At 58.4% G+C, this 18764-nt stretch carries 20 protein-coding genes and 2 tRNA genes; 11 read left to right on the forward strand and 11 right to left on the reverse strand.

The window, feature by feature from the left end; all coding sequences use genetic code 11:
- Positions 1-122 precede the first annotated feature (122 nt).
- The 4 genes from AXW11_RS08710 to hemA are packed head-to-tail and all read right to left on the reverse strand — an operon-like array spanning position 123 to position 4083.
- A complete protein-coding gene (locus AXW11_RS08710) occupies positions 123-881 on the reverse strand; it encodes a HesA/MoeB/ThiF family protein (protein ID WP_041333477.1) in 759 nt (252 codons plus the stop codon).
- Positions 868-1719, reverse strand: coding sequence for a peptide chain release factor N(5)-glutamine methyltransferase (gene prmC, locus AXW11_RS08715; RefSeq protein WP_041333476.1), 852 nt, complete (start codon positions 1717-1719; stop codon positions 868-870). Before prmC ends, AXW11_RS08710 begins: the two co-directional genes overlap by 14 nt.
- On the reverse strand, positions 1712-2797 hold the full coding sequence (gene prfA, locus AXW11_RS08720; protein ID WP_085681512.1) for a peptide chain release factor 1: 1086 nt from the start codon (positions 2795-2797) through the stop codon (positions 1712-1714). Before prfA ends, prmC begins: the two co-directional genes overlap by 8 nt.
- Positions 2794-4083, reverse strand: coding sequence for a glutamyl-tRNA reductase (hemA, locus tag AXW11_RS08725; RefSeq protein ID WP_091644357.1), 1290 nt, complete (start codon positions 4081-4083; stop codon positions 2794-2796). Before hemA ends, prfA begins: the two co-directional genes overlap by 4 nt.
- 231 nt (positions 4084-4314) lie before the next feature.
- Between hemA and AXW11_RS08730 the strand changes: the two genes are divergently transcribed.
- The 9 genes from AXW11_RS08730 to AXW11_RS08770 all read left to right on the forward strand — a co-directional run bounded on the left by AXW11_RS08730 (position 4315) and on the right by AXW11_RS08770 (position 11966).
- Positions 4315-6063, forward strand: coding sequence for a tetratricopeptide repeat protein (locus AXW11_RS08730; protein WP_091644360.1), 1749 nt, complete (start codon positions 4315-4317; stop codon positions 6061-6063).
- Complete coding sequence (gene lolB / locus AXW11_RS08735) at positions 6060-6698, forward strand: lipoprotein insertase outer membrane protein LolB (RefSeq protein WP_036204017.1); 639 nt, start codon at positions 6060-6062, stop codon at positions 6696-6698. Before AXW11_RS08730 ends, lolB begins: the two co-directional genes overlap by 4 nt.
- A gap of 5 nt (positions 6699-6703) precedes the next feature.
- Positions 6704-7552 (forward strand): 4-(cytidine 5'-diphospho)-2-C-methyl-D-erythritol kinase, encoded by an 849-nt coding sequence (ispE, locus tag AXW11_RS08740; protein WP_091644403.1) that lies wholly within the window; start codon positions 6704-6706, stop codon positions 7550-7552.
- A 19-nt stretch (positions 7553-7571) separates the two neighbouring features.
- Positions 7572-7646, forward strand: a tRNA-Gln gene (locus tag AXW11_RS08745).
- Positions 7647-7698: 52 nt separating this feature from the next.
- Positions 7699-8649 carry a ribose-phosphate diphosphokinase gene (locus tag AXW11_RS08750; protein WP_036205696.1) on the forward strand — a complete coding sequence of 317 codons (951 nt, stop codon included), beginning with the start codon at positions 7699-7701 and terminating at the stop codon, positions 8647-8649.
- Positions 8650-8804: 155 nt separating this feature from the next.
- On the forward strand, positions 8805-9458 hold the full coding sequence (locus AXW11_RS08755) for a 50S ribosomal protein L25/general stress protein Ctc (RefSeq protein WP_036205694.1): 654 nt from the start codon (positions 8805-8807) through the stop codon (positions 9456-9458).
- A 30-nt stretch (positions 9459-9488) separates the two neighbouring features.
- Entirely contained in the window at positions 9489-10076 is a 588-nt protein-coding gene (gene pth / locus AXW11_RS08760; RefSeq protein ID WP_041333474.1) for an aminoacyl-tRNA hydrolase, read from the forward strand.
- Between the two features lie 36 nt (positions 10077-10112).
- Positions 10113-11204 carry a redox-regulated ATPase YchF gene (gene ychF / locus AXW11_RS08765; protein WP_075196009.1) on the forward strand — a complete coding sequence of 364 codons (1092 nt, stop codon included), beginning with the start codon at positions 10113-10115 and terminating at the stop codon, positions 11202-11204.
- A gap of 21 nt (positions 11205-11225) precedes the next feature.
- Positions 11226-11966 (forward strand): 4'-phosphopantetheinyl transferase family protein, encoded by a 741-nt coding sequence (locus AXW11_RS08770; protein ID WP_091644362.1) that lies wholly within the window; start codon positions 11226-11228, stop codon positions 11964-11966.
- 2 nt (positions 11967-11968) lie between these two features.
- Here the strand turns inward: AXW11_RS08770 and fhuF are convergent, their stop codons facing one another.
- The gene (gene fhuF / locus AXW11_RS08775) at positions 11969-12739 is read right to left on the reverse strand and encodes a siderophore-iron reductase FhuF (RefSeq protein ID WP_177190661.1); all 771 of its coding nucleotides are present in this window, start codon (positions 12737-12739) and stop codon (positions 11969-11971) included.
- A 220-nt stretch (positions 12740-12959) separates the two neighbouring features.
- Here fhuF and AXW11_RS08780 point away from each other — a divergent pair.
- Positions 12960-13036, forward strand: a tRNA-Met gene (locus AXW11_RS08780).
- A 111-nt stretch (positions 13037-13147) separates the two neighbouring features.
- A complete protein-coding gene (locus tag AXW11_RS08785) occupies positions 13148-13573 on the forward strand; it encodes a PACE efflux transporter (RefSeq protein WP_041333471.1) in 426 nt (141 codons plus the stop codon).
- Here AXW11_RS08785 and AXW11_RS08790 read toward each other — a convergent pair.
- The 6 genes from AXW11_RS08790 to oppB form a co-directional block, all read right to left on the reverse strand.
- Positions 13566-14267, reverse strand: a complete 702-nt coding sequence (locus AXW11_RS08790; RefSeq protein ID WP_091644365.1) for a transporter substrate-binding domain-containing protein — start codon at positions 14265-14267, stop codon at positions 13566-13568. The genes AXW11_RS08785 and AXW11_RS08790 overlap by 8 nt on opposite strands.
- Before the next feature lie 106 nt (positions 14268-14373).
- A complete protein-coding gene (locus tag AXW11_RS08795; protein WP_091644368.1) occupies positions 14374-14811 on the reverse strand; it encodes a VOC family protein in 438 nt (145 codons plus the stop codon).
- A 104-nt stretch (positions 14812-14915) separates the two neighbouring features.
- The gene (locus tag AXW11_RS08800) at positions 14916-15920 is read right to left on the reverse strand and encodes an oligopeptide/dipeptide ABC transporter ATP-binding protein (RefSeq protein ID WP_091644370.1); all 1005 of its coding nucleotides are present in this window, start codon (positions 15918-15920) and stop codon (positions 14916-14918) included.
- Positions 15917-16885 (reverse strand): oligopeptide/dipeptide ABC transporter ATP-binding protein, encoded by a 969-nt coding sequence (locus AXW11_RS08805; RefSeq protein WP_036203948.1) that lies wholly within the window; start codon positions 16883-16885, stop codon positions 15917-15919. The genes AXW11_RS08800 and AXW11_RS08805 overlap by 4 nt, the downstream gene beginning before the upstream one ends.
- A 19-nt stretch (positions 16886-16904) precedes the next feature.
- The gene (gene oppC / locus AXW11_RS08810) at positions 16905-17837 is read right to left on the reverse strand and encodes an oligopeptide ABC transporter permease OppC (RefSeq protein ID WP_091644373.1); all 933 of its coding nucleotides are present in this window, start codon (positions 17835-17837) and stop codon (positions 16905-16907) included.
- A complete protein-coding gene (oppB, locus tag AXW11_RS08815; RefSeq protein WP_036203943.1) occupies positions 17837-18757 on the reverse strand; it encodes an oligopeptide ABC transporter permease OppB in 921 nt (306 codons plus the stop codon). The genes oppC and oppB overlap by 1 nt, the downstream gene beginning before the upstream one ends.
- Positions 18758-18764 lie beyond the last annotated feature (7 nt).

Consider the following 18764-nt stretch of genomic DNA (forward strand, 5'->3'; position numbering starts at 1 on the left):
TGGGAGGAAACGGCCGGCTGGGGGAAGGCTCTGCCAAAACACGCTGTGAATACGTCCATGTACGCTCGGCTCCGCCATCCATGGCTCCGCACGGTTTTGGCAGAGCCTTCCCCCAGCCCGCCTTATGCTGACTCTCTGCTTTTGCAGACTGGACATTCTGGGTCTCTGGCGAGTTTCATTTCCCGCCACTCCATTTGCCAGACGTCAAGAATGAGCAGGCGCCCAATCAACGGTTTGCCGACACCGGTGATGACTTTCACTGCTTCCATTGCCTGGGAAGCGCCGATCATGCCAACGAGGGGGCCGATAACACCAGCTTCGGAACAGGTCAGGTCTTCGTTGCCCTGTTCTGAGTAAAGACAGTGGTAACAGGGACTGATGTCATCGCGGACGTCATAAACCGACAGTTGCCCTTCCCCACGAATGGCTGCGCCAGATACCAGTGGGACGCGGGCAGCAACACACGCGCGGTTGAGGGCGAAGCGGGTATTGAAGTTGTCGGTGCAGTCGACCACCAGGGTCGCCGAGTTTACCTGCCGCTGAAGTTCATCGCCTTCCAGGCGTTCAGTAAGGGTTGTCACCGACACATCGGGGTTTATGCGCCTAACGCGGTCAGCCAGATGTTCGGCTTTGGATTCACCCAGGTCGGACTGTTCGAATGCGATCTGGCGCTGCAGATTGGCGATCTCGATCTGGTCGTCGTCGACCAGCGTCATGTGGCCAATCCCGGCGGCCCCGAGGTAGAGCGCTACTGGGCAACCCAAACCGCCAGCACCGACCACCAGCACTCTCGCGGACTTGAGCTTGGCCTGGCCTGCGATATCAAACCGGGGCATCAGGATCTGGCGACTGTAGCGCAGCAGTTCCTCATCGTTCAGCATCTTGTTTTCTCCCAAGGGTGAAGCGGTCACGCCGGCCGTAGTCCTGGCGGGTTTCCACACAGGTCAATCCCGCATCGGTAAAAAGCTGCCGCACAGCCGCTCCCTGTTCATAGCCATGCTCCAGTATCAACCAACCCCCAAGCGAGAGCCAAGCGGGGGCTTTGGCGGTTATCTGCCGGATATCGTCGAGGCCGTCATCGCCGGCTACCAGGGCCGATGCCGGCTCGAAGCGCACATCGCCCTCTCCCAGGTGGACATCATTCCCTGCGATGTACGGTGGATTGGAAACGATGAGATCAAAAGCAACTGATGGTAAATCCTCGAACCAGTTGCTTTGTCGCACCGTCACCGGCAGGCCCAACTGGTCGGCGTTGTCGGTCGCCAGGTCTACTGCTTCCCGGACGGCGTCGCAGGCGGAAACCCGCCAGCCGGGTTGCTCGCTGGCCAGAGCCAGTGCGATGGCACCCGTGCCGGTACCAAGATCCAGCACATTGGCATTTCTCGGTAAATCCAGCGCCAGCGCTGCCTCCACCAGGCATTCAGTATCCGGGCGGGGAATCAGTGTGGATGGATTGACCTTCAGCGGGAGTGACCAGAATTCCTGTTCGCCCAGCAGGTGTGCAATCGGGTGGCCTTCACAGCGTCGTTCCACAAGGGTTCTGAAGCGGTCGACCAGGGCCGCGTCCACCTCACGCTCGGGCCAGGCCCGGAAAGTGGTTCGGGACCAACCCGTCACATAACCCAGCAGTAGCTCAGCATCGAGGCGCGGAGAATCACCGCCAATAAGCCCGGCAGCTTCTGTCAGCAACGCCTCACAGGCCAGGGGTTTGTCAATCATCAGCCAGGGAGGCCAACAGGTCGGCCTGGTGTTCCTGCTGCAAAGGCATGATGACGGCATCAAGATCGCCGGAAATAACCTCATCCAGCTTGTACAGCGTCAGGTTGATGCGGTGGTCGGTCACCCGCCCCTGGGGGAAGTTATAGGTGCGAATTCGCTCTGAGCGGTCGCCACTGCCCACCAGGCTCTTTCGGGTTGCCGCCATGGTTTTCTGCTGGCGTTCAATTTCCTCATTCTGGAGGCGCGATGCCAGGAAACTCATCGCTTTGGCCCGATTCTTGTGCTGGGAGCGTTCTTCCTGACACTCCACCACAATGCCCGTGGGAATATGGGTAATACGAATCGCCGAATCAGTCTTGTTGACGTGCTGACCGCCGGCGCCAGAAGCTCGGAAGGTATCCACCCGCAGGTCGGACTTGTTGATTTCAACGGCCTCGGTTTCATCCGCCTCCGGCATCACCGCTACCGTGCAGGCGGAGGTGTGAATTCGGCCCTGGGATTCGGTCTCCGGCACCCGCTGTACCCGATGGGCACCGGATTCAAACTTCAGTGCCCCATAGACCGCACTACCAGCAATGCGGGCAATGATTTCCTTGTAACCGCCGTGCTCACCATCGTTGGCGCTGATAACCTCAACCTGCCAGCGCTGGCGTTCGGCATAACGCATGTACATCTTGAACAGGTCACCGGCGAAAATCGCCGCCTCATCGCCCCCGGTGCCGGCACGAACCTCCAGGAATACGTTCTTGCCATCGTTGGGATCCTTGGGCAGCATCAGGCGCTGGAGCTCTTCGTCCAGTTCCTCGCTCTTCTGTTCCGCCAGGCCCAACTCCTCTTCCGCCATGGCTCGCATGTCGGCGTCACCGTCGCGGGCCAGTTCAGTGGCTTCCTTAACATCGTCACGGGATTTCTGCCATGCCTGGAAGCAGTGAACAATGGGCTCAATCTCGGCAAATTCCCGGGACAGGTCGCGGAATTTATCCTGGTTGGCAATAGTACCCTGATCGCTCAGCAACGCGCTGACTTCCTCGAAGCGGTCAACAAGCTGCTCGAGGCGGGACTGAATCGATGACTTCATAGTTTTTCCGGGGTGATGGGCGCATCGGCATCCAGCACATCAAGCTGATGTAGCTCTCTGAGCCATTGAGTGACTTCGGTTCTGCCCTCCGTGGTGGCCTTGCGGACCTGGATGGACGGCTCGTGCAGTAATTTGTTGGTCAACCCCCGGGCCATGCTTCGCATCACGGTTTCGGGGTCTGCGCCATTACGCAGGGCGCGAATGGCCTTTTCGGTCTCCCCGTCTCTCAGGGCTTCGGCCCGCTGACGGAACTGCTTGAGGGTGGAGACAGCATCCAGGGCCCGTAGCTGGCTCAGGAACTGCTGTACGCCATCAGCAACCATGTTCTCGGCTTCCCGCGCGGCGCCCTCTCGGGAACGAACGTTCTCCTCGATAACCTGCCGCAAGTCGTCAACGGTATAGAGATAGACATCAGCCAGGGAACCCACCTCGGGTTCGATATCCCTGGGAACGGCGATATCCACCATGAAATAGGGACGATGCTTGCGCTTTTTAAGCGCACGCTCCACGGCGCCCTTGCCAAGGATAGGCAACGGGCTGGCAGTGGAAGAAATGATGATGTCCACATTCGCCAGGTGTTCTGGAATGTCGGAGAGCATAATGCCCTGCCCGCCACGGGAGTCCGCCAGCGCCTGGGCACGTTCCAGGGTACGATTGGCGACCAGGAAGTTTTTCACGCCAGCGTCGGCCAGATGCCTCGCGACCAGTTCAATGGTTTTGCCGGCGCCAATCAGCAAGGCTCGATTGCGGGACATATCCGCAAAGATGTGGTGCGCCATGCTGACTGCAGCGTAGGCCACCGACACCGGGTTTTCGCCAATAGCAGTCTGCGTGCGCACCCGCTTGGCAACGGAGAACGTATGTTCGAACAGACGGGACAGGAACGCACCGCTCGCCTCATGCTCGCGAGCGAGGGCATAGGCGTCCTTGAGCTGGCCGAGAATTTGCGGCTCTCCAAGCACCATGGAGTCCAGCCCCGACGCAACCCGCATGATGTGGCGCACGGCGTCTGAGTCCCGATGTACGTAGAGCACGTCTTCCAGGTCTGCCGCCTCCATGTCATGAAACCCCGCCAACCACTGCAATACCGCCGGGGCACAGTCGTCATCTCCGGCCAGATACAGTTCGGTGCGGTTGCAGGTAGACAGGATCGCCGCCTCGCTGGCGCCGGAAGTGGCACGCAGTTCGGCAAACGCCTCGGCCATACGCTCGGGCGTGAACGCGACGCGCTCACGCAACTCTACCGGTGCGGTGCGATGATTGATTCCGAGGGTGACCAGTGCCATATCGGGGTTAGACTGCCTTATCTTTGACGACGGTTCGATACCGCCATTTTAACGATCGGGAGCCAGTGTCGCCACCCATAACCATCGTGATATCGGCAACTGCTGACAGGTTGGGCAATATCAAGCGCTTGTGCCATCATAGAGCCTTGTCGCACTACGCCACATCTGAGACCGCCGCCAGACCCTTCTCCGGCCGATCAGGTGCATCGTACACAGATCATGGGATGTTGCATGCATAAGTCTGCATTACTGCTTGGTACCTGCCTGCTTGGGCTTTCCCTGTCCGGCTGCGCTTTTCTCCAGGACAACCAGGAATCGCAATCCACCTCGTCGCCTGATGACGCCACTGCATCATCCGCGGAACCGTCAGCGGACATCCGTTACGCCGATTTCGAACCGGAAGAACTGTACCTGCTGCTTTCCGGCGAGATAGCCGCCCAACGGGGCCGATTCGACGTCACCCTTGTCAATTACATGAAGGCGGCACAGCAATCCCGCGATCTGGGCGTGATTGAGCGGACCATGCGCATTGCCCAGTCACTGAACGCCGATAACGCGCAGCAGAAACTGGCGGCGCTGTGGCTGGAGGTAGCCCCGGACAACATGCAGGCACATCGTATCTCCGCCATCCAGGCCGTGAAGAAGAACGAACTGGAGACCGCCCTGGGCCACATGGAAAAGATCATGGATCTGGGCGGCGACGCGGATTTTGACAGCCTTGCCGCGATGGCCGGAAACCTGCCGCCGGAACAACAGCAGGAACTGCTCGACTTATACCAGCAACTGGAGCAGCGCCACCCTGACAACCCGGAACTGCAATACAGCATTGCCCTTCTACTGAAGGTGACGGGCGAGCCCCAGCAAGCCCTCGCCAAACTGGAGCCCCTTCTGGACAACAAGCCGGATTTCCAGCCAGCACTGATACTCAAGGGCGACCTGCTCTACCAGACCGACCAGAAACAGCAGGCCCTGGATCACCTGAGGGCGAATACACGACAATTCCCCGACAATCGCCAGATGGGAACCCTCTACGGCCGCATGCTGATCGGCGAAGGTGAGCTGCAAACCGCTCAGAACGAATTCCGCCGGCTGGTTAACCGCTTCCCCGACGTTCCCGGCCTGCGGCTCTCCTACGCCCTGGTCGCGCTTGAAAACGATCAGATCGCGCTGGCCGAGGAGGAACTGACACGCCTGATCGAACAAGGCCACCACAGCGATGAGGCTCACTACTACCTGGGCCGGATTGCCGACGAGGAAAACGAAAACGAGCAGGCCATCGGCTACTACAGGAATGTCGAGAAAGGTAATTACTTTTTCCCGGCCCTGGCCCGTGCCAGCGAACTGATGGCGGAACAGGGAGAGCTGGACGAGGCCCTGGCCGACATTCGCGAGATCCGCAAGAACAACCCCGACCAGGACGAGAATTTCCGCCTGCTGGAAATCAATCTCCTGCTGGATCGGGATCATGACGAGCGAGCCCTTCAGGCGGCCAATGAAGCCCTGGAATCCTTCCCTGGCAATGTCCGCATTCGCTACGCCCGTGCCATGCTGCTCGACTCCATGGATAAGCCAGAGCAGGCCGAAGCCGATCTGAGAACAATCATCGAGGAACAGCCCGACAACGCCGTGGCACTCAACGCGCTGGGTTATATCCTTACCACCCGCACGGACCGACTCGATGAAGCCAGGGACTATATTGAGAGAGCCCTGGCCATCGATCCGGAGAACCCTGCCATACTCGATAGCATGGGCTGGGTACTGTATCTGCAGGGCAACACCGACGAGTCACTGAGCTATCTGTCACGTGCCTGGGAGGCCTACGCTGACCCGGAAGTAGCCGCTCATTACGGCGAAGCGCTCTGGCAAACCGGCAATCAGGAACAGGCCCGCTCGATCTGGAGAGAAGGCTTCGAGCAGGACCCGGACCACCCGATACTGACTGAAACTGTTGAAAGGCTGACCGGGGAGCCGTCCCTGTGAAATTATCGGTTATCGCGCTGACGTTCGCCGCCCTGGTTCTGAGCGGCTGTAGCTCACTGACAGTTGAACCACTTCCCGAAGGCCTGACTGAACAGCCACCGGCCGACTGGCGCAAGACCAGTGCCCGACTTGACCAGCTTCAGCACTGGGAACTGACCGGCAAACTCGCCGTTCGCCAGCCCTCGGACAGCGGCACCGCCGTCATCAACTACTGGAAACAGGACCGGGAAACCTACGAACTGGCGCTGTCATCATCGTTCCTCGGTATGGGCCGCACTACCCTTGAAGGCGTTCCCGGGTTCATCGAACTCACACTTCCCAACGGCGAGCGCTACCAGTCCGGCGACCCGGAGTCCCTGGTCAACGCCGCCACCGGCTGGCTGCTCCCCATTGACAGCCTGGCCTGGTGGATACGGGGCCTGCCCGGCCCTGACGGGGACTTCCGGCTGTTCTTCGACGACAAGGGTCAACTGGCCGTCATACGCCAACTGGGCTGGGAGATCCGCTACGACCGCTGGCAAGCATTCATAGAGGGCTACCCTCATCTGCCCGCCCGTATCACGGCGGTCAAGGGCGAGAAGCGCGTGAGGGTGGTGGTTACCAGCTGGAACCAGACCGATGGAGACAGCCGGTGAACAGCATGGTTCTGCCCTCCCCGGCAAAACTGAACCTCTTCCTGCATATTCTCGGGCGTCGACCGGATGGCTACCATGAACTGCAAACCCTGTTTCAGTTTCTGAATTATGGCGACACCCTGACCCTGACCGCACGCACCGATGGCAGAATCGTCCTTGAGCAATCCCTGCCCGGGGTGCCCGACGAGGAAAACCTGATTGTCCGTGCCGCGCGACAACTGGCGGCAACCGCAGGTCATACGACTCCCGGTGTCAGTATTGCAGTCGACAAGCAGTTGCCCATGGGCGGTGGCCTGGGTGGTGGCAGCTCCAATGCCGCCACCACACTGGTGGGGCTGAACCGCCTGTGGGGCCTGAACCGCTCCCTGGACGAGTTGGCTGAACTGGGCCTGTCCCTGGGTGCCGATGTGCCCGTATTCGTTCGCGGACATGCAGCCTGGGGCGAAGGCGTGGGCGAACGACTCACCGACGCCAACCCACCAGAAGACTGGTTTCTGGTTATAAAACCACCTTGCGATATAAGCACCAAAGAGATTTTTTCCGAGCAAGGGTTGACAAGGGATACCCCCGGAATCAAAATAGCGCCCGCTTTTGAGGGAGACGCCTCGAGGTACCGAAACGACTGTGAGGATGTAGTTCGAAGACTGTATCCTGAGGTTCATCAAAGCCTGGAGTGGCTTGCACAATTCGGACCTGCAAGATTAACCGGAACCGGGGCTTGCATATTTGGACGTTTCCCGACAGAATCCGCAGCCCGGATTATCTGGGAAAGCAAACCCTCCGGCATCACGGGGTTCGTAGCTCAAGGGGTGAACATTTCACCACTTCACAAAAAGCTGACAGAGCTGAAATGATGCCAAAAAAGCACGATACTGGGGTGTCGCCAAGTGGTAAGGCAACGGGTTTTGATCCCGTCATGCGCAGGTTCGAATCCTGCCACCCCAGCCACCTTTCTCCCGCTTCTTCTGAATCAAACGCCGATACCGAGAAGGATGCCGTCGTGTCCAAACTGATGATTTTTACTGGCAACGCCAACCCGGAGCTTGCCAAGGCCATCGCCCAGAAACTTCACATTCCCATGGGCCAGGCCACCGTTGGAACCTTCAGCGATGGTGAAACCACCGTTGAAATCAACGAAAATGTTCGCGGGCATGATGTCTTCATCATTCAGCCCACCTGCAACCCCACCAACGATAACCTGATGGAACTGATCGTGATGGCCGACGCCCTGCGCCGTGCATCCGCCACCCGGGTTACCGCGGTTATCCCCTACTATGGCTACGCCCGCCAGGATCGCCGTGTTCGCTCCACCCGCGTTGCCATCAGTGCCAAAGTGGTTGCAGACATGATTTCCAGCATTGGCGTTGACCGGGTCCTGACCGTTGACCTGCACGCCGACCAGATCCAGGGCTTCTTCGACATTCCGGTGGACAATATCTACGCCACCCCGGTCATGCTTGAGGATATCGAGAAGCAGCGCTTTGAAAACTTCGTAGTGGTATCTCCTGACGTCGGCGGCGTTGTTCGTGCCCGCGCCGTGGCCAAGCGACTGGACGACGCCGACCTCGCCATCATCGACAAGCGCCGTCCCAAGGCCAACGTGTCGCAGGTCATGCACATCATCGGTGATGTAAAAGACAAGACCTGTATCCTGGTGGACGACATCATCGACACCGCCGGCACGCTTTGCAAAGCCGCCAACGCTCTCAAGGAGCATGGTGCCGCCAGCGTGGTCGCCTACATCACCCACCCCGTCCTTTCAGGCCCGGCTGTTGACAACCTCAACGCCTCCGAATTGGACGAACTGGTTGTCTGCGACACCATCCCACTGGGTGACAAAGCGCGTAATTGTGATAAGATCCGCATCCTCACTATGGCTGGGCTGCTTGCGGAATCCATTCGTCGCGTCAGCAACGAAGAGTCCATCAGCGCGATGTTTGAGAACGCCTGATCAGCTAACCACCTGATTTAGTGAAAAGAATCCAGACCGGGAGCCCAGTGGGCTCCCGGTCTGTTTAGTCCGCCGGAAAACAGCCGGCATATCGAAAATATCACCGGTTCAGGACCTGGTCGCGGGCCGCTCTGGTGAAAATTGAGGTTATAACCATGTCTCAGGAATTTCTTATCGAAGCATTTCCTCGTGGCGATCAGGGGAGAGGTGCGAGCCGCCGCCTGCGTCGTGAGGAGCGTAAAATTCCGGCCATCATTTATGGCGGGAAGAAAGAAGCCGTTTCGATTTCCATCTGGCACAACGAGCTGAAAAAAGCTCTGGAAAACGAAGCCTTCTTCTCACACATTCTGACCATCGAACTGGAAGGCAAGAAAGAAAGCGTGATCCTGAAGGATCTGCAGCGTCACCCGTACAAGCCGCTGCTGACCCACGCTGACTTCCTGCGCGTTGACAAGGATCACGAAATCCACGTTAACGTACCGCTGCACTTCCTGAACGAAGAAACTGCACCGGCCATCAAGCTCCAGGGCGGCGTTGCCAACCACCAGATCAACGAAGTAGAAGTGATCTGTCTGCCGCAGAACCTGCCTGAGTTCCTCGAAGTCGACATGACTGCCGTGGAGATGGACCAGGTTGTTCACCTGAGCGACCTCAAACTGCCGAAAGGCGTTCGTATTGCGGCTCTGCTGCAGGGTGAAGACCACGACCTGCCCGTCGTTGCAATCCACAAGCCGCGCGCTGCCAAGACAGAAGATACTGACGAAGGCGAAGACGGCGAAGCGGGTGAAGAAGGCGAAGACAAGGAGTAATCGCTCCTGTACGAATGAGGGCAACGGCAGATGGCACAGGATATCCTCATGGTGGTGGGACTGGGTAACCCCGGCCCCGACTATGCGAATACCCGCCACAACGCCGGTGCCCTGTTCGTGGAAGCACTGGCCCGTGAAACGGGCCAGTCGCTCCGCCCCGAAAAGAAATACCACGGGCTCTACGCCCGAATTCAGCTTCAGGGTCTCGACCTGCACCTGCTGAACCCTTCCACGTATATGAACCGCAGTGGCCTCTCCATCAAGGCACTGGCGGACTTCTTCAAGATTCAGCCCCAACAGATTCTGGTTGCCCACGACGAGCTCGATCTGCCACCGGGTACCGCCAAGCTAAAAAAAGGCGGCGGCCATGGCGGACACAACGGCCTGCGGGACACCATTGCTCACCTCGGCACCAACGACTTCCAGCGCCTGCGCATCGGCATCGGCCACCCCGGCGACAGCCGCCAGGTCACAGGCTATGTTCTCGGCCGCCTGGGCAAACGGGAAACCGAAGAACTCAACGCCCTGATCGACGAAATCATTCGCGTACTGCCGGACGCTGCCAGCGGCAAACTTCCCGCTGCGATGAATCGCTTGCACAGCTTCAAACCGGTATAATCCGCCCAAATTTTCCAGCACCAGCAGAGGCATTCCATGGGATTTAACTGCGGCATCGTCGGCCTTCCCAACGTCGGCAAATCCACCCTGTTCAACGCACTGACCAAATCCGGTATTGGCGCGGAAAACTTCCCCTTCTGCACCATTGAGCCTAACGCCGGCGTCGTGGCCATGCCCGACCCCCGCCTCAACAAGCTCGCTGACATCGTAAAGCCGGAAAAGGTGGTGGCAACCACGATGGAGTTCGTGGATATCGCCGGCCTGGTAGAAGGTGCCTCGAAAGGCGAAGGCCTGGGCAACCAGTTCCTGGCCAACATCCGTCAGACCGACGCCATTGCCCATGTGGTGCGTTGCTTCGAGGACGACAACGTCATTCACGTCGCCAACAAGATTGACCCGGCGTCGGATATCGAAATCATCAACACAGAACTGGCCCTGGCTGATCTGGAAACCGTCGAGAAAGCCATCAAACGGGTTCAGCGAGTCGCAAAGAGCGGCGACAAAGAGGCCAAAGCTCAGCTTGAAGTCTTCGACACCCTGCTTCCCGTGCTGAACGAAGGCAAACCGGTTCGCAGCATGAATCTCGACAAAGAGAAGATGGCACTGATCCGCGAACTCTGCCTGCTCACCGTAAAGCCAACCATGTACATCGCCAACGTCAGCGAAGACGGGTTCGAGAATAACCCTCACCTGGACACCGTGAAAAAGATTGCGGAATCCGAGAACGCAGTTGTGGTGCCTATCTGCAACAAGATAGAAGCCGAAATCTCCGAACTGGAAGACGACGAAAAATCCATGTTCCTGGAAGAAATGGGCATGGACGAGCCTGGCCTGGACCGGGTCATTCGCGGCGGCTATGGCCTGCTGAACCTTCAGACCTACTTTACCGCAGGGGTGAAGGAAGTCCGCGCCTGGACGGTAAAAGTGGGCGCTACCGCACCACAGGCGGCAGGCGTGATCCATACCGACTTCGAACGCGGCTTCATCCGCGCCGAAGTGGTGAGCTACGATGACTTCGTCAAGTACAACGGCGAAGCCGGAGCCAAGGAGGCCGGCAAGTGGCGTCTTGAGGGCAAGGAATACATCGTCCAGGACGGTGACGTTGTCCACTTCCGGTTCAATGTCTGACCGCGCTGGAGCGTTCTGACGGTGAGCCTCTTGCCAGCATGCTGCAGTACCCCGGATGACCGGTGGCCCTGGCCGCAATCGTTGCCAGGGCTTGAACTGATCAGCCTGGACTTTGATCCCGATAACCTCAAACCGGACGACTTCACGATCAGTGACATCGTTCCGCCACCGTCCGTGGAAAGGGCCGTTGCCAAACGCCAGGCGGAATACCTGGCCGGCCGTTTCTGCGCCCGTGAGGGCTTGCGGCGCGCCACCGGGCAACCGGTGGTGCCAGCCCTCGGCGATGACCGGGCGCCGGTATGGCCGACTGGCTGCGTGGGCTCGATCACCCACACCCGGGGTTGGGCTGCGGCGGTTATCGGCCAGCAACAGGATTACGCCGGAGTTGGCCTGGACGCGGAAGTCATCATGCCCGATGAACGCGCCCTGCCGCTTTGCCGGCAAATATTGACGCCTTCTGAGCAGGAACGATTCAGCGCCGAGCTAACCAGTCAGGCGGGTTTTTTTATTACCCTGGCATTCTGCCTCAAGGAAACGCTCTTCAAAGCACTCTACCCCCTTGTTCAACAGCGATTCTACTTTGAACACGCAGAAGTTCTGTCCTGGCACCCCGACGGCAGCGCCCGATTGCGCCTGCTCAAAACACTGTCACAGGAATGGACATCGCACACTGAACTGGACGCATGGTTTATCCGGGAAGAGCATCGGCTTGTCAGCCTGATAGTGGTTCCGGCCTACGGACATTCTGCTTCCGGCGCGTAGCGTCAGACGCTATAAGCAAGACTTTCAGGCAGCTTTGCCCCTTTGGGTGGCCGATCAATATGGGGGCAATTCTCACACAGCTCCAACCCTGGCAAGCGGTACCGTATACAGCATTGTCGACGCTGCCGTAACGGAGAGGGGCCCACGTTACGGGGAATATACCGCACGGGACGGTACATCGGGTTTCGCTTTCCGTCTGGGCGGTACTCGGATTCTATAAGCCGCCTTCCATCTTCCAGGCAGGCCGACGGCACACCCATTTGTGTCAACGCCCCTACCAGCCATTCAATGTAATTCGCAGCATTATTCCAGAGCACCTTGCCAGACAGTTTAACCTGGCGACTCCACCCCACGACTAATGGCTCGAAATTCTCCTCCAGGAGCTCTCCAAAACGCTCAAACGGGCTCGCTGGCACCCGCTCAAAGGGGCGACCTTCATCGGGAATACGAAAAGCCTCAGGAAGACCATCGCAACCCATAATAATCTCAAGTGTGTCGAGCCCTACCGGCAATTCCCGATCCAACACGAGGTTGGCCGTTATCGTCGGAATAACGAGCTTTGCAAAATAGGTACGCGACCATTGGGAAAGCAGTGCGCGGTCATCGTCACCGGGTTGGGTACGACGATAACACTCCAGCAACCACGACAAGCCATCCTCCGTAACCAGGTCCCGCGCCGGTGTAGCGGGGCGCGTATCGTCGGGCAACACCAGGATCGTCCGGTAGTACTCAAAGTCACCAATAAACAGCGGCGCAAGCGCGGGAATGGTCATGGATAAAACAACGAAAGTGGTTAAATGGCCGGAATGGCACGCTGATACGAGCGGACATATAATGATAATAATTATCATTATATGTTTTTTTGGTTCCCGAACAAGAGGCAACCATCGCAATCCAAGATATCCGAGCACACAAAACCTAAAAGAGGGTTGACAGTACCGGGTAAAATCCAGAAAATACGCGCCTCGTTTGGAGCTCATCCAGAACGAATTTGGCAAGGTAGCTCAGTTGGTTAGAGCACGGCACTCATAATGCCGGGGTCGGCGGTTCGACTCCGCCCCTTGCTACCAGAATTTAAAAGGTCGCGACTCACGTCGTGACCTTTTTTCGTTTCGGGGACGCCCCCGCCCTTCCCGGGAATTGAACGCGGGACGACCCGCCTCCATTGTTCCTGAATTTCCATGAGAACCACTAAAGACAGAATCCGTCAGGCCGTCTCGTTCGAGATCATCGGCCTGCTTATCGCCATCCCATTAGCCGCACTTGTGTTTGGCTTCGAGCTCGACAAAACCAGCGTCCTGGCTGCCATAGGTGCAACCATGGCAACCGGCTGGAACTACCTCTTCAATCTCATGTTCGATCACGGCCTGAAACAGCTTACCGGCTCTACTCGCAAGTCACTGAAGATGCGGTTATTTCATGCGCTCAGCTTTGAACTGGGCCTGATGATAACCTTCCTTCCGGTCATCGCCTGGTGGATGGGCATTGGGCTGGTTGAGGCACTGATCGTCGACATTGCCTTCGTGGTCTTTTACCTGGTGTATGCGTTCGTTTTCACCTGGTGCTACGACACGGTGTTTCCTGACAACGACGCCAGCCTCAGTTGAGATCGTTTCGATACCGGCACCATCGAATGGCCTTGCGCAGATCTTCCGTCAACCGGCCATTCCCATGCTCATGGGAAACGTATAGGGAAATGTCTACCCAGGCTGCCCTACGCACAAAATAATCGCCCTCATAACCGTCCATATACTTGTCAACGAGCACCCAGGGAATGACCACCACATCTGCCCGGCCCAGCTTGAGCAGGTAGACTGCCTGGCGCCATTCGGAGACGGGTAGAATCTTTGCGTTTTCGCCTTGAACCAGTTGATCCCCGACGAACTTCCTAACGAACGCATAGGTGAGGCCAGCCGTCTGGTTGAGGGGAGGCATCTCTTTCAGAAACAGGTAGACGTACTCTGTCTGGAAGAGCCTCCCACCGAAATCAGCGTAGCGGTCCCGTTCAGAGGTCTGGACCAGGGGAAGGCCTACCGCAACACCGCCCTTTCGCAGTTGGTAAAGCAGTTGCGCCAAAGGCATTTCAACGAACTGAAAATCCCCGGGAACCCGTTCGAACACGCACCGATAGAAACCGGAAAAGCGCCCCTCCAACGCTCCCTCCGAAACCGTTATTTCCCGCTCTATCCCGGCAACAATTCCGACGCGCACCGGTTCCTGTGCGCGCGAAAGATTCACGGGCATTGCGATCGCGAGGAAGGCGATAAGTAGAGGCTGATAGCGCACAGACTTCCTGTCCATAAGAGTGACTCGTCAACGGATATCCATTCACACCGCAAGCTTAGTTCAATTTTTCCTCGCGCTCCACGTAATGACAGGCCACCCAGTGCCCGGCCTGGTCTTGCCGTCAAGCACCGGCACTTCCCTGGCCTTCGTCATTGGCTCCGGGAATCGCTGTGGGGTCCATCCACATGGCTTCCCATACGTGCCCGTCCGGGTCGGCGAGATTTCTGTTATACATGAACCCCAGGTCCTGTAACGGGTTGATGTCTGCAACGCCGCCGTTGTCAGCGGCAGCATTATTCATCGCGTCGACGGCTTCGCGGTTGTTGCAGGAGATGGCCAGCATCACCTCGCTGGAGGTGGTCGGCGGAATTGGGCGGTCAGTAAATGTGCGCCATTTGTCGTGGGTGAGCAACATGACGTGAATGGCCTCACTCCAGACCATGCATGCGGCAGTATCGTCGGTGAACTGGGGGTTGTTCCTGAAACCAAGCGCCTCGTAGAAGGCCATGGAAGCATTGAGGTCTTTTACCGGCAGGTTTACAAAAATCATTGATGTCATGGTTCACGCTCTCCAGATTGTAGGTGGTAGAAACAGGTTGTTAGTGCCCTGTTACCTTCTTGTCGGATCAGCGTTGCGAATTTCGACATCGTTTCCACACTTTATTACGATTCCCGTCGCTCTACGTAGTGACAGGCCACCCAATGCCCTGCCCCGGTTTTGTCTTCCAGTGCCGGCACTTCCCCACTGCAATAGTCCGTCGCCAGCGGGCATCGTGTACGAAACACGCAGCCGCTGGGGGGATTCATCGGCGACGGCAGGTCGTCTTCCAGTTCCGCCGGGGGCTTGGCCCGTTCCCTCTCCGGGTCCGGGATCGGCACCGCGGCCATCAGGGCCTGGGTGTAAGGGTGCCGGGGGTTGGCAAACAGTTCAGCACGGGGGGCGTTTTCGGCCACATTGCCCAGGTACAGCACCATCACCCGGTCACTGATGTGTTTGACCACGCTCAGGTCGTGAGCAATGAAGATCAATGACAGGCCCATGTCCCGCTGCAGGTTTTTGAGCAGATTAATCACCTGGGCCTGTACCGACACATCGAGGGCGGAGACGGGCTCGTCGCAGATGATCAGTTTCGGCTCCAGTATCAACGCCCGGGCAATGCCCACCCGCTGGCACTGGCCGCCTGAGAATTCATGGGGGTAGCGGTTTTTCTGGTGAGGGTGCAGGCCAACGCGATCCATGATGGCATCCACTTTCTCCCTTAGCTCGGCGCCCTTGATATCCGGGTAGTGGGTACGCAGGGGCTCAGCAATGATGTCGCCGACGGTCATTCGTGGCGACAGGGAAGCAAGCGGATCCTGGAACACCATCTGCAGGCGTTGGCGACGTTTGCGCAGTTGTTTCAGGTTGAGCCCCCGCAGGTCCTCGCCCAACCACACCACCTTTCCCGCCTGGCTGGGTACCATGCCCATGATGGCCCTTGCCAGGGTGGACTTGCCGCAGCCGGACTCACCCACGATGCCGAGGGTTTCGCCCTCGTTGAGGGTGAAGCTGACGTTGTTCACCGCTTTTAGTGGCTGCGGCCGGGTCCAGGGCCAGGCGTTGCGAGGCATGATGTCGAAGGTGACCCGCAGGTTTTCCACCGTCAGCAGGCGCTGTTGCTCGCTCATCGAATCGCCTCCCTTGGCAGGTTGCATACACGAATCCGCTCTGCCCCGAATCGCTCCGGTGGGTCGAGTTCGTGATAGCAGCGCGGCTCCGCCACGGGGCAACGGTCGCAGAATGGACAGCCCGGCGGCAGGTTCATCAGGTTGGGCGGGTTGCCGGGGATGGTGACCAGTTCATCCATCTGCTCATCAATACGCGGAATGGCGCCCATCAGGCCTTTGGTATAGGGATGGGAGGGATCCCGGAACAGGTCCCGGGTGGCAGCGAATTCCATCATCTGGCCACCGTACATCACCAATGTCTGGTCGCAGCTTCCGGCCACTACGCCCAGGTCGTGGGTGATCAGGATAATCGCGGTATTGAATTCCTGTTGCAGCTCCTGCAACAGGTCCATCACCTGAGCCTGAACTGTGACATCCAGGGCAGTGGTGGGTTCGTCCGCAATCAGCAGGCGCGGCCGGCACAACAGGGACATGGCGATCATGACCCGTTGACGCATACCCCCGGAGAATTCATGGGGGTAACAATGAATTCGGTTGCGGGCCTCGGGGATACGAACCGCTTCCAGCATCTGCAGGGATTCCTGAAGAGCCTGTTTGCGGCTGATGCCTTTGTGTTGCACCAGCACTTCGATGAGCTGGTCGCTGACTTTCATGAACGGGTTCAGGGACGTCATCGGGTCCTGGAAAATCATACCGATGCGGGCCGCACGGATCTGATTCATCCGCTTTTCCGGCAAGTTAAGCAGTGGCTCGCCTTCAAAGATCACCTCGCCATTGACCCGGGCGTTGTCCGGGAGCAGGCCCATCAGCGCAAATACCCCCTGGCTTTTACCCGCGCCGGACTCACCCACGATGCCCAGAGTCTGCCCAGCCTCCAACTGGTAGCTGAGCCCCCTCACTGCCTGCAAGGTGCCATCCGGTGTATCGAAGGCCACTTCGAGGTTATTGACTTCCAGCATTGCCATAGATCGGGTTCCTGCCGGCTCAGCGGTCTTTAGGGTCGAGGGCATCCCGCAGCCCGTCGCCGAGAAAATTGAAACAGAACAGGGTGAGCACCAGCATCAGCATCGGGAAAATCAGGGTCCATGGCGCGGTCCACATGGCATCCGCGCCTTCGGAAATCAGCGCACCCCATGAGGTGTAGGGTTCCGACACCCCAAGCCCCAGGAACGAGATAAAGGATTCGAACAGGATCATCTCCGGCACCAGCAGGGTTGCATAAACAATCACCACGCCCAGCACATTGGGCACGATGTGGCGGAGCACGATCAGGAAGGGATGCACACCGACGGACATGGCGGCCTCAATGTACTCCTTGCGCTTCAGGCTCAGGGTCTGGCCCCGCACAATCCGGGCCATATTCAGCCAGCTCACCGCGCCAATGGCTACGAAAATGAGCAGTACATTGCGCCCGAACACCGCCATCAGAACGATCACCAGGAACATGAAGGGAAAGGCGCTGAGCACTTCGAGCGTCCGCATCATGATGGCGTCGGTACGGCCACCCACGTAACCGGAAATGGCCCCATAAAGCGTGCCGATGACCACCGCCGTCAGCGCTCCGAGAACGCCGACCATGAGGGAAATACGGCTGCCCTGCACAGTGCGTTGGTAGAGGTCCCGGCCGATGGGATCAAGACCGAAATAGTGCTGGCTCGCCAGGCTGGGCAAGCCATCTTCATCCAGGTTTGGCAAACTGGCCCAGTCGATGGACTCGTTATCCCAGGGTGACAGGTACTGGCCGAAGGCCGCGAACAACAGCAACAGTGCCAGCACGACCAGGCTAGCCACCGCCGCACGGTGGCTCATAAAACGCCGTCGCGCGTCACGCCACAGGCTGCGGCCTTCGGTGTAGGCGTCTTCCGCAAGGGTGTCCGCCAGTTCGCCCATGCCCGCATGTTTGTCGGAGAAAAACATCAGTAACGCACCCTCGGGTCCAGCCAGGTATAGAGAATATCCACCGCCGCGTTAAAGACGATGGTCAGTACGCCCACCAGAATGGTGACCCCGAGAATCAGTGAGTAGTCCCGGTTGATGGCACCGTTGACGAAGTGCTGGCCAATGCCGCCCGTGGAAAATACCTGATCAATGATCACCGAACCGGTGATGATGCCCACGAAAGCCGGCCCAAGGTACGACACCACCGGAATCAACGCGGGCTTGAGGGCATGACGCAATACGATCTTGTGGCGGGGAATGCCCTTGGCTCGGGCGGTGCGGATGAACGGACTGCGCAGGGTCTCTATCATGCTGCTACGGGTAATCCGCGCCACCTGCGCAATGTAGGACGTCGCCATGGCGATGATCGGCAGCACGATGTATTCCACCTGACCGCCTTCCCAGCCGCCGGCAGGCAACCAGCGCAACGTGACGGCAAACAGCAGCACCAGCAACGGCGCCATCACGAAATTGGGGAACACCACCCCGGTCATGGCGGCGGTCATCACCGTATAGTCCGGCCAACGGTTTTGTTTCAGGGCCGCAACCACACCCAGCCCCACCCCGAACACAACCACGAACAGGAAGGACCAGGCACCGATGTAGGCGGACCGGGGAAAGCTGGACTCGATCAGCTCATTGACCGTGAAGTCCTTATAACGAAACGAGGGCCCCAGGTCGCCCTGGGCGACGTTGCCCACGTAAATGAGGTACTGCTGCCACAGGGGCTTATCCAAGTTGTATTTGGCCTCGATGTTTTCCATCACCGCTTCCGGCACATTACGCTCGTTGGTAAACGGGCCGCCAGGTGCCGCGTGCATCAGCACGAACGAGACAGTGATCAACGCCAGAATGGTTGGTACCGCTACCGCCAGACGCCTGATGATAAAACTGAACATGGCTTCC

The sequence above is a fragment of the Marinobacter sp. Hex_13 genome (assembly GCF_001566815.1).
Lineage (GTDB): Bacteria > Pseudomonadota > Gammaproteobacteria > Pseudomonadales > Oleiphilaceae > Marinobacter > Marinobacter salarius.

Coding starts and splice junctions, on each gene's coding strand:
- fhuF (WP_177190661.1), bottom strand. CDS start 12,739: ATGACCATTCCCGCGCTTGCGCCGCTGTTTATTGGTGACTTTGAGTAC.
- hemA (WP_091644357.1), bottom strand. CDS start 4,083: ATGGCACTGGTCACCCTCGGAATCAATCATCGCACCGCACCGGTAGAG.
- oppB (WP_036203943.1), bottom strand. CDS start 18,757: ATGTTCAGTTTTATCATCAGGCGTCTGGCGGTAGCGGTACCAACCATT.
- AXW11_RS08785 (WP_041333471.1), top strand. CDS start 13,148: ATGAGAACCACTAAAGACAGAATCCGTCAGGCCGTCTCGTTCGAGATC.
- AXW11_RS08730 (WP_091644360.1), top strand. CDS start 4,315: ATGCATAAGTCTGCATTACTGCTTGGTACCTGCCTGCTTGGGCTTTCC.
- pth (WP_041333474.1), top strand. CDS start 9,489: ATGGCACAGGATATCCTCATGGTGGTGGGACTGGGTAACCCCGGCCCC.
- AXW11_RS08755 (WP_036205694.1), top strand. CDS start 8,805: ATGTCTCAGGAATTTCTTATCGAAGCATTTCCTCGTGGCGATCAGGGG.
- AXW11_RS08710 (WP_041333477.1), bottom strand. CDS start 881: ATGCTGAACGATGAGGAACTGCTGCGCTACAGTCGCCAGATCCTGATG.
- prfA (WP_085681512.1), bottom strand. CDS start 2,797: ATGAAGTCATCGATTCAGTCCCGCCTCGAGCAGCTTGTTGACCGCTTC.
- AXW11_RS08805 (WP_036203948.1), bottom strand. CDS start 16,885: ATGGCAATGCTGGAAGTCAATAACCTCGAAGTGGCCTTCGATACACCG.
- AXW11_RS08800 (WP_091644370.1), bottom strand. CDS start 15,920: ATGAGCGAGCAACAGCGCCTGCTGACGGTGGAAAACCTGCGGGTCACC.
- ychF (WP_075196009.1), top strand. CDS start 10,113: ATGGGATTTAACTGCGGCATCGTCGGCCTTCCCAACGTCGGCAAATCC.
- AXW11_RS08795 (WP_091644368.1), bottom strand. CDS start 14,811: ATGACATCAATGATTTTTGTAAACCTGCCGGTAAAAGACCTCAATGCT.
- AXW11_RS08790 (WP_091644365.1), bottom strand. CDS start 14,267: ATGGACAGGAAGTCTGTGCGCTATCAGCCTCTACTTATCGCCTTCCTC.
- prmC (WP_041333476.1), bottom strand. CDS start 1,719: ATGATTGACAAACCCCTGGCCTGTGAGGCGTTGCTGACAGAAGCTGCC.
- oppC (WP_091644373.1), bottom strand. CDS start 17,837: ATGTTTTTCTCCGACAAACATGCGGGCATGGGCGAACTGGCGGACACC.
- ispE (WP_091644403.1), top strand. CDS start 6,704: ATGGTTCTGCCCTCCCCGGCAAAACTGAACCTCTTCCTGCATATTCTC.